The sequence below is a fragment of the Shigella sp. FJ200513 genome (assembly GCF_040495915.1).
Lineage (GTDB): Bacteria > Pseudomonadota > Gammaproteobacteria > Enterobacterales > Enterobacteriaceae > ECMA0423.
Genome location: NZ_JBDYCV010000123.1, coordinates 1 through 9919 on the forward strand (window position 1 = coordinate 1; position 9919 = coordinate 9919).

The following is a 9919-nucleotide window of genomic DNA, read 5'->3' on the forward strand; positions in this document are numbered from 1 at the left end:
TTTTCAAAAGGGTATTTTGGCTTTGACATATTAGGGGCTATTCCATTTCATCGTCCAACAAAATGGGTGCAGTACAGGGTTGATAGAAATATCTCCTGGGGCTTCATCTTTCCAGACCTCAGAGTAAACCTGAAATCGGAAAGCTTCAGGCACCCGCAGTTATCTTACCCTTCCTCAACAAAATAGCTGTTTATTTATACAGCAAATCCTGTTTCGGACTTCTCACTCCCCATTTGATCAACTGAAGCTGAACCCGTTTTTTTCTGCATGCCTCAATCGTCAAAATTCTTCGCCACCAGCCAGCTCTGCCATAACTTGCCACATTGAAAAAGTAGCCAAAGTGCTTCAGGCACCATCAGTTCACCATCACCAAAAAAAAGAAACATTCCAGAACTTCCGCATCTCGCCCAGCCGCTCCGACTTCTATACTGAATAGAAAACGTCAACTTAAGAGAAACCTATGCCATTACCCGATTTTCATGTTTCTGAACCTTTTACCCTCGGTATTGAACTGGAAATGCAGGTGGTTAATCCGCCGGGCTATGACTTAAGCCAGGACTCTTCAATGCTGATTGACGCGGTTAAAAATAAGATCACGGCCGGAGAGGTAAAGCACGATATCACCGAAAGTATGCTGGAGCTGGCGACGGATGTTTGCCGTGATATCAACCAGGCTGCCGGGCAGTTTTCAGCGATGCAGAAAGTCGTATTGCAGGCAGCCGCAGACCATCATCTGGAAATTTGCGGCGGTGGCACGCCCCCGTTTCAGAAATGGCAGCGTCAGGAGGTATGCGACAACGAACGCTATCAACGAACGCTGGAAAACTTTGGCTATCTCATCCAGCAGGCGACCGTTTTTGGTCAGCATGTCCATGTTGGCTGTGCCAGTGGCGATGACGCCATTTATTTGCTGCACGGCTTGTCACGGTTTGTGCCGCACTTTATTGCCCTTTCCGCCGCGTCGCCATATATGCAGGGAACGGATACGCGTTTTGCCCCCTCACGACCGAATATTTTTTCCGCCTTTCCTGATAATGGCCCGATGCCGTGGGTCAGTAACTGGCAACAATTTGAAGCCCTGTTTCGCTGTCTGAGTTACACCACGATGATCGACAGCATTAAAGATCTGCACTGGGATATTCGCCCCAGTCCTCATTTTGGCACGGTGGAGGTTCGGGTGATGGATACCCCGTTAACCCTTAGCCACGCGGTAAATATGGCGGGATTAATTCAGGCCACCGCCCACTGGTTACTGACGGAACGCCCGTTCAAACATCAGGAGAAAGATTACCTGCTGTATAAATTCAACCGTTTCCAGGCCTGTCGCTATGGTCTGGAAGGCGTCATTACCGATCCGCACACTGGCGATCGTCGACCGCTAACGGAAGATACCTTGCGATTGCTGGAAAAAATCGCCCCTTCAGCACATAAAATTGGCGCATCGAGCGCAATTGAAGCACTGCATCGCCAGGTCGTCAGCGGTCTGAATGAAGCGCAGCTGATGCGCGATTTCGTCGCCGATGGCGGCTCGCTGATTGGGCTGGTGAAAAAGCATTGTGAGATCTGGGCCGGTGACTAAGCCGGGAATTGCCTTACAGAAGAATATCCCTGACAATGGTGTTTTAACTTACATTTAACAATGTTATGAAACACCCTTTAGAAACCTTGACCACCGCAGCAGGCATTTTGCTGATGGCTTTCCTCTCTTGCCTGCTGCTGCCCGCCCCCGCACTGGGGCTGACGCTGGCACAAAAACTGGTGACCATGTTCCATCTGATGGATCTTAGCCAGCTTTACACTTTATTGTTTTGTCTGTGGTTTTTAGTGCTGGGCGCTATTGAGTATTTTGTTCTGCGCTTTATCTGGCGACGCTGGTTCTCGCTGGCGGATTAAACGTCGATTATCGCCGAACTTCGCGGCATACTTTGCTTATTCTCCTTCGCCTAAAGGAACGTTTATGGATAAGCAATCACTGCACGAAACGGCGAAACGCCTAGCTCTTGAGTTACCCTTTGTCGAGCTTTGCTGGCCTTTTGGCCCGGAGTTCGATGTTTTTAAAATTGGCGGCAAGATTTTTATGCTGTCGTCGGAGCTACGCGGCGTCCCCTTTATCAATCTGAAGTCCGATCCACAAAAATCCCTGTTAAATCAGCAAATATACCCAAGCATTAAGCCAGGGTATCACATGAATAAAAAGCACTGGATTTCGGTGTATTCCGGCGAGGAAATCTCCGAAGCGTTACTTCGCGATCTGATCAACGATTCGTGGAATCTGGTGGTTGATGGTCTGGCTAAACGCGATCAAAAAAGAGTGCGTCCAGGCTAAAGCGGGAATCTATAGCGCATTTTTCTCGCTTACCATTTCTCGTTGAACCTTGTAATCTGCTGGCACGCAAAATTACTTACACATGGAGTCTTTATGGATATCATTTCTGTCGCCTTAAAGCGTCATTCCACTAAGGCATTTGATGCCAGCAAAAAACTTACCCCGGAACAGGCCGAGCAGATCAAAACGCTACTGCAATACAGCCCATCCAGCACCAACTCCCAGCCGTGGCATTTTATTGTTGCCAGCACGGAAGAAGGTAAAGCGCGTGTTGCCAAATCCGCTGCCGGTAATTATGTGTTCAACAAACGTAAAATACTTGATGCCTCGCACGTCGTGGTGTTCTGTGCAAAAACCGCGATGGACGATGCCTGGCTGAAGCTGGTTGTTGACCAGGAAGATGCCGATGGCCGCTTTGCCACGCCGGAAGCGAAAGCCGCGAACGATAAAGGTCGCAAGTTCTTCGCCTATATGCACCGTAAAGATCTGCATGATGATGCAGAGTGGATGGCAAAACAGGTTTATCTCAACGTCGGTAACTTCCTGCTCGGCGTGGCGGCGCTGGGTCTGGACGCGGTGCCCATCGAAGGTTTTGACGCCGCAATCCTCGATGCAGAATTTGGTCTGAAAGAGAAAGGCTACACCAGTCTGGTGGTTGTTCCGGTAGGTCATCACAGCGTTGAAGATTTTAACGCTACGCTGCCGAAATCTCGTCTGCCGCAAAACACCACCTTAACCGAAGTGTAATTCTCTCTTGCCGGGCATCTGCCCGGCTATTTCCCCTCAGATTCTCCTGATTTGCATAACCCTGTTTCAGCCGTCATCATAGGCTGCTGTTGTATAAAGGAGACGTTATGCAGGATTTAATATCCCAGGTTGAAGATTTAGCGGGTATTGAGATCGATCACACCACCTCGATGGTGATGATTTTCGGTATTATTTTTCTGACCGCCGTCGTGGTGCATATTATTTTGCATTGGGTGGTACTGCGGACCTTCGAAAAACGTGCCATCGCCAGTTCACGGCTTTGGTTGCAAATCATTACCCAGAATAAACTCTTCCACCGTTTAGCTTTTACCCTGCAGGGGATTATCGTCAATATTCAGGCGGTATTCTGGCTGCAAAAAGGCACCGAAGCGGCAGATATTCTGACTACCTGCGCGCAGTTGTGGATCATGATGTATGCGCTGCTTTCAGTCTTCTCGTTGCTGGATGTTATTTTGAATCTGGCGCAGAAATTCCCGGCGGCATCTCAGTTACCGCTGAAAGGGATATTTCAGGGGATTAAACTGATCGGCGCAATCCTGGTCGGCATTTTGATGATCTCGCTGCTGATTGGTCAGTCGCCAGCGATTCTAATCAGCGGTCTTGGTGCAATGGCTGCCGTGCTGATGTTGGTATTTAAAGATCCGATTCTTGGTCTGGTGGCAGGTATTCAGCTTTCCGCGAACGATATGCTGAAACTGGGCGACTGGCTGGAAATGCCGAAATACGGCGCGGATGGCGCGGTGATCGATATTGGGTTAACCACCGTCAAAGTGCGTAACTGGGACAATACCATTACCACTATTCCCACCTGGTCTCTGGTTTCTGACTCCTTTAAAAACTGGAGCGGGATGTCAGCATCTGGCGGGCGACGTATTAAGCGCAGTATCAGTATTGATGTCACCAGTATTCGTTTTCTTGATGAAGACGAAATGCAACGTCTGAATAAAGCGCATTTGTTAAAGCCTTATTTAACCAGCCGCCATCAGGAAATTAATGAGTGGAATCGCCAGCAAGGTTCTACGGAGTCGGTATTAAACCTGCGCCGAATGACCAATATTGGAACCTTTCGTGCCTATCTGAACGAATATCTGCGTAACCATCCGCGGATTCGTAAAGATATGACCTTAATGGTACGCCAACTGGCTCCAGGTGATAACGGTTTACCGCTCGAGATCTACGCGTTTACTAACACCGTGGTGTGGCTGGAATATGAAAGCATTCAGGCTGATATATTCGATCACATATTTGCGATTGTCGAAGAGTTTGGTCTGCGACTTCATCAGTCGCCAACCGGCAATGATATTCGCTCTCTGGCGGGTGCATTTAAGCAGTAATTAAAAAAACCGCTCTCATCGAATGGATGAGAGCGGACATCGTTTTGTCGGATGTAGCGTGAATGCCTTATTTCCGACGCAGCGTTTTAAATGCCACAAACAGGAATACAATCCACACCGGCAGCAGGATCGCTGACAAGCGCATATCATCCATCGTGCACATCAGCAGCAAAATCATGCCGAGGAAGGCGATGCAAAGATAGTTGCCGAACGGATAGAGCAGCGCCTTAAACTGTGTTTCACGCCCCTGACGTCGCATCGCCGCGCGAAAACGCAGATGCGCCAGGCAGATCATAATCCAGTTCAACAGCAACGTTGCTACCACCAGCGCCATCAGCAGACCAAACGCTTTTTGCGGCAGCAGATAGTTGATTAACACCACCAGCGAAGTGATCGCTCCGGAAAGCATCAGCGAGTTAATCGGCACACCGCGACGGCTGACGCGAGTCAAAAACTTCGGCGCATTACCCTGCACAGAAAGGCCAAACAGCATGCGGCTGTTAGAGTAAACCCCGCTGTTATACACCGACAGCGATGCCACTAGAATGACGAAGTTCAGCGCAGAAGCTACCACATTGCTGTCGAGATTATGGAAAATCATCACAAACGGGCTACTGTTGGATTTCACTTCCACCCACGGATAGAGTGCCAGTAAAACCACCAGTGAACCGATATAAAACAGCAGGATGCGATACACCACCTGATTTACCGCTTTTGGAATGCTTTTTTCCGGATCGCGCGCTTCAGCGGCTGTAATCCCAATCAGCTCCAGACCGCCGAAGGAGAACATAATTACCGCCAGCGACAAAATCAGCCCATTCCAGCCGGTGGCGAAGAAACCACCGTAGCGCCAGAGGTTGTCGATACTGGCTTTCTCGCCGCCGTAACCAGAAAACAGCAGCCACAGGCCAAAGCCGATCATACCGATGATCGCCAGCACTTTAATCAGCGCAAACCAGAACTCGGTTTCGCCATATAAGCGCACGTTCACCAGGTTAACGGCGTTGATGATAATAAAGAAGGCGGCAGCCCAAATCCACGTTGGAACATCCGGGAACCAGTACTGCATATAGATGCCCGCAGCGGTCAGCTCTGCCATTCCCACCAGCACGAACATTACCCAGTAGTTCCAGCCAGAGAGGAAGCCCGCAAACGGTCCCCAGTATTTATAGGCAAAGTGGGCAAATGAACCGGATACCGGCTCTTCGACCACCATCTCGCCAAGCTGGCGCATAATCAGGAAAGCGATGATCCCGGCGACGCCGTAGCCCAGCAATACAGCCGGACCCGCCATCTGAATCGCCGGGCCAATGCCAAGAAACAGACCAGTACCAATTGCGCCACCCAGCGCAATCAGTTGAATATGACGGTTATGTAATCCGCGATGAAGCGTCGGCTCTTGATTCGACGCAGTATCTTCCGATACGGTTGACGCGTTTTTCACGCCTTTCCCCTGTGTGTCTTTTTTGTTGAGGGGCACCTTTTAACATTTAGTGCCCATCGTCGCAAGACACAATCCACACGGTTAAACGAGGTATCCTGCTTTAATTCCGTACCCGATGTCGGTGCAGCCACATCAGCTTATACGCCGCCGGGATAATAAACAGCGACAGCAAAGGTGCGGTGATCATGCCGCCAATCATCGGTGCGGCAATCCGGCTCATCACCTCTGAACCAGCCCCCGTTCCCCACAGAATCGGCAGCAGACCGGCGATAATCACCGCCACCGTCATCGCTTTCGGGCGCACGCGCAGGACCGCGCCGTGATACAACGCCTCATCCAGCTTCTGCTCGCTGAATGTTTGTGGATTATTCAACGACGGCTCGGCCTCTATGGCGTGACGTAAATACATCAGCATCACCACGCCAAATTCGGCGGCGACCCCGGCAAGGGCAATAAAGCCGGTACCCGTCGCCACAGAAAGATGAAAGCCCATCCACCACAGTAACCAGATGCCGCCCACCAGCGCAAACGGTACGCTGCTGATAATCAGCAACGCTTCGCCCACCCGACGGAATGCCAGATACAACAGCACGAAGATGATCATCAGTGTCATCGGCACCATGAGTTTCAGCTTATGGTTGGCGCGCTCCAGTAGCTCGAACTGCCCGGAGAATGCCACGCTGGTGCCCGGTTTTAACTGCACTTTTTCAGCTATCGCTTTTTGCAAATCGTGAACCACCGACACCATGTCACGATCGCGGGCATCGATATAAATCCAGCTCGTCGGGCGCGCATTCTCGGTTTTCAGCATCGACGGTCCGGTAGAGACTTTAACGTCGGCCACGTCTGCCAGGGTGATTTGCTGCTTCATCGGCGTCAGGATCGGCAACTGGCGCAGTGCCTGCGGACTATCGCGCCAGCTTTGCGGATAACGCAGATTAATTGGATAACGGGCAATCCCTTCCACCGTTTCGCCAACCATCGCCCCGCCCACCGCAGAAGTCACAAACAACTGCACATCCGCCACCGTCATACCGTAACGTGCGGCTTTTTCACGGTTAATCTCAACGTTGATATAGCGCCCACCTTCCAGCCGCTCAGCAAGCGCAGAAGCTACGCCTGGCACCGTTCGCGCCACTTCTTCAATTTGCTCAGCCATCGCGTCGATATCCGCCAGCACAGTGCCGGAAACTTTAATGCCGATGGGGCTTTTAATGCCGGTTGAGAGCATATCGATACGGTTACGAATTGGCGGCACCCACAGATTCGCCAGCCCCGGCAGACGCACGGTGTTATCCAGTTCCTCAATGATTTTGTCCATTGTCATGCCTGGCCGCCACTGATCCTGTGGCTTAAGCTGGATGGTCGTTTCTACCATCTCCAGCGGAGCAGAATCGGTGGCGGTTTCCGCTTTCCCGGTTTTGCCAAATACCCGCGCCACTTCAGGTACGCTCATAATTAGCTTGTCGGTTTTTTGCAGCATACTCGCCGCCTCTGCTGCGGAAATCCCCGGCAGCGTCGATGGCATATACAACAAGTCGCCTTCATTGATCTGCGGTAAAAATTCCCCGCCAACTTTATTGAGCGGCCAGAGAACCGTCAGCACCGAAAGCGCCGCCACCAGCAGCGTGGTTTTCGGCCAGTGCAGTACTTTCAGCAACAGCGGATGATAAACACGAATCAAAAAGCGATTGAGCGGATTACTGCTTTCCGGCGGAATTTTGCCACGGATCCAGTAACCCATCAGGATAGGGATCACTACGATCGCCAGCAGCGCCGCACCCGCCATCGCATACGTTTTGGTGAACGCCAACGGGCCAAACAGACGCCCTTCCTGCCCTTCCAGGGTGAAGATCGGGATAAACGACAACGTGATAATCAGCAGACTGATAAACAGCGCCGGCCCCACTTCAACAGACGCATCGGTGATCACCTGCCAGCGCGTTTTATTATCCAGCGTGGCGTCAGGATGCTGGTGCTGCCACTCTTCCAGCTGTTTATGCGCATTCTCGATCATGACGATAGCGGCATCGACCATCGCCCCGACGGCAATCGCAATGCCACCCAGCGACATAATATTGGCATTCAGCCCCTGGAAGGGCATGACAATAAAAGCAATACACAACCCCAGCGGCAACGAAATAATCGCCACCAGCGCCGAGCGCACATGCCAGAGAAACGGCGCGCAGACTACCGCCACCACAATAAACTCTTCCAGCAACTTGCCGCTGAGGTTGTCGATGGCCCGGTCAATGAGCTGGCTGCGGTCGTATGTTGTAACTATCTCCACGCCTTCCGGCAGACTACTTTTCAGCGTTTCCAGTTTGTCCTTCACGGCGGCGATCACTTCTCGGGCGTTTTTGCCGGATCGCAGGATCACCACCCCGCCCGCCACTTCGCCTTCGCCGTTTAGTTCGGCAATGCCCCGGCGCATCTTCGGGCCAATCTGGACCTTCGCAACATCGCGCAGATAAACGAGCACGCCATTTTCACTGGCTTTTAAAACGATGTGATTAAAGTCGTCGAGCGTTTGTAGATAGCCGCTGGCGCGCACCATATATTCTGCTTCCGCCAGTTCGATTGACGAACCGCCCGCTTCCTGGTTTGAAGCATCCAGCGCGCTTTTTACTTCGGCGAGACTGATGCCATACTGCGCCAGGCGCTGAGGATCGATAACCACCTGATACTCTTTCACCACACCGCCTACCGACGCCACTTCCGCAACGTCAGGAATGGTTTTCAGCTCATATTTGAGAAACCAGTCCTGCAATGAGCGTAAATCGGCAAGATCGTGCTTACCGCTGCGATCCACCAGTGCATATTCATAGATCCAGCCAACACCCGTGGCATCTGGTCCCAGCTCGGCGCTGACTCCCGCAGGCAGCTTACCCTGTACCTGGTTGAGGTACTCCAGCACCCGCGAACGCGCCCAGTACGGATCGGTGCCATCTTCGAAAATGACATACACATAAGAGTCGCCAAACTGCGAGAAACCACGCACAGTCTTCGCGCCAGGCACCGACAACATGGTGGTGGTTAGCGGATAAGTCACCTGATTTTCAACGATTTGCGGTGCCTGGCCGGGATAGCTGGTTTTAATAATCACCTGCACATCGGAGAGATCCGGCAACGCATCCACTGGCGTATTAATGATGGTCCAGGTGCCCCAGATGCTCAGAAACAACGCGCCCATCAGCACCAAAAAACGGTTCGCCACCGAGCGACGAATAATCCATTCAATCATTGGTTATTCCCTCAATGCGCATGGGTAGCACTTTCAGAGCGCATCCGCTCCAGTGCGCCAGAAATATTGGCTTCGGAATCAATCAGGAACAGGCCGCCGGAAACCACCTTTTCACCTTCCGCCAGACCAGAGCGTAATGCGGTGACGCCTTGCGATGCCTGGAAAACAGCAACGCGTTTCGGTACAAAGCGCCCGTCGGCATCAACGGTAATCACCCGCTGTTCGTTGCCGGTATCAATCAGCGCCTGTGACGGAATGAGCAGCATCGGTTCGCTGGCGGTGTTGAGTTGCAACCAGGCGTTCATGCCCGGTTTTAGCGCCTCGTCGGCGTTGTCGACTTCCAGACGCAGCTGCAGCGTGCGGGTCGCGGCATCCACGCCAGGTAGCAGCGTCCATTTGCGGATGGTGAGTGTTTTATCCGGTCGCGCCGGAACGGTGAGGGTAAACTGCGAGGCATCTTTCACCAGCCAGGCGATGGACTCCGGGATCGCAGCAGTGACCCACACCGGGTCCATACCCTGAATTCGCGATTACGCGCAATCCCCCTGAGAACCGCCATGAACAAGGGTTTCATGATTTGTGATTTTAGTTTGGTACGCAATTTGGTACACAACACTATTTTCACTTCAGCGGGTAGTCATCAAACTCACCATAACGAGCATCGTTGATGATGTATGTGATCACCACAAATATCACATCTGGACTAGTTCCGTCTTCATGCGCAGGTAGACTGGCCCCCTGAATCTCCAGACAACCAGTATCACTTATTTAAGTGATAGTCTTAATACTAGTTTTTAGACTTG

General features: G+C 51.8%; 7 protein-coding genes and 3 pseudogenes. 6 read left to right on the plus strand and 4 right to left on the minus strand.

Annotated elements, in window-relative coordinates:
• Positions 1-27 precede the first annotated feature (27 nt).
• The 6 genes and pseudogenes from ABZJ92_RS18555 (at position 28) to ybdG (ending at position 4428) form a co-directional block, all read left to right on the plus strand.
• Positions 28-245 (plus strand): annotated as a pseudogene (locus ABZJ92_RS18555) (hypothetical protein).
• 215 nt (positions 246-460) lie between these two features.
• A complete protein-coding gene (locus ABZJ92_RS18560) occupies positions 461-1579 on the plus strand; it encodes a YbdK family carboxylate-amine ligase (RefSeq protein WP_001130650.1) in 1119 nt (372 codons plus the stop codon).
• Positions 1580-1644: 65 nt separating this feature from the next.
• Entirely contained in the window at positions 1645-1893 is a 249-nt protein-coding gene (locus tag ABZJ92_RS18565; RefSeq protein ID WP_000682518.1) for a DUF1158 domain-containing protein, read from the plus strand.
• 64 nt (positions 1894-1957) lie between these two features.
• Positions 1958-2326, plus strand: a complete 369-nt coding sequence (locus tag ABZJ92_RS18570; RefSeq protein ID WP_000360957.1) for an MmcQ/YjbR family DNA-binding protein — start codon at positions 1958-1960, stop codon at positions 2324-2326.
• A gap of 93 nt (positions 2327-2419) precedes the next feature.
• On the plus strand, positions 2420-3073 hold the full coding sequence (nfsB, locus tag ABZJ92_RS18575) for an oxygen-insensitive NAD(P)H nitroreductase (protein ID WP_000351490.1): 654 nt from the start codon (positions 2420-2422) through the stop codon (positions 3071-3073).
• Between the two features lie 107 nt (positions 3074-3180).
• Entirely contained in the window at positions 3181-4428 is a 1248-nt protein-coding gene (gene ybdG / locus ABZJ92_RS18580) for a mechanosensitive ion channel YbdG (protein WP_001153148.1), read from the plus strand.
• Positions 4429-4495: 67 nt separating this feature from the next.
• Here ybdG and pheP read toward each other — a convergent pair whose 3' ends face one another.
• The 4 genes and pseudogenes from pheP to ABZJ92_RS22530 form a co-directional block, all read right to left on the minus strand.
• Entirely contained in the window at positions 4496-5872 is a 1377-nt protein-coding gene (gene pheP / locus ABZJ92_RS18585; protein WP_000786330.1) for a phenylalanine transporter, read from the minus strand.
• A gap of 100 nt (positions 5873-5972) precedes the next feature.
• The gene (gene cusA, locus ABZJ92_RS18590; RefSeq protein ID WP_353765455.1) at positions 5973-9116 is read right to left on the minus strand and encodes a Cu(+)/Ag(+) efflux RND transporter permease subunit CusA; all 3144 of its coding nucleotides are present in this window, start codon (positions 9114-9116) and stop codon (positions 5973-5975) included.
• Positions 9117-9127: 11 nt separating this feature from the next.
• A pseudogene (gene cusB, locus ABZJ92_RS18595) lies at positions 9128-9646 on the minus strand (Cu(+)/Ag(+) efflux RND transporter periplasmic adaptor subunit CusB); the annotation flags it as partial.
• 91 nt (positions 9647-9737) lie between these two features.
• Positions 9738-9845, minus strand: a pseudogene (locus ABZJ92_RS22530) (umuD domain protein); the annotation flags it as partial.
• Between the last annotated feature and the right edge of the window lie 74 nt (positions 9846-9919).

What these genes read in the sequence shown, in the direction of transcription:
- ABZJ92_RS18560 (WP_001130650.1), top strand. Translation starts at nt 461, where the DNA reads ATGCCATTACCCGATTTTCATGTTTCTGAACCTTTTACCCTCGGTATT.
- ABZJ92_RS18565 (WP_000682518.1), top strand. Translation starts at nt 1,645, where the DNA reads ATGAAACACCCTTTAGAAACCTTGACCACCGCAGCAGGCATTTTGCTG.
- ABZJ92_RS18570 (WP_000360957.1), top strand. Translation starts at nt 1,958, where the DNA reads ATGGATAAGCAATCACTGCACGAAACGGCGAAACGCCTAGCTCTTGAG.
- nfsB (WP_000351490.1), top strand. Translation starts at nt 2,420, where the DNA reads ATGGATATCATTTCTGTCGCCTTAAAGCGTCATTCCACTAAGGCATTT.
- ybdG (WP_001153148.1), top strand. Translation starts at nt 3,181, where the DNA reads ATGCAGGATTTAATATCCCAGGTTGAAGATTTAGCGGGTATTGAGATC.
- cusA (WP_353765455.1), bottom strand. Translation starts at nt 9,116, where the DNA reads ATGATTGAATGGATTATTCGTCGCTCGGTGGCGAACCGTTTTTTGGTG.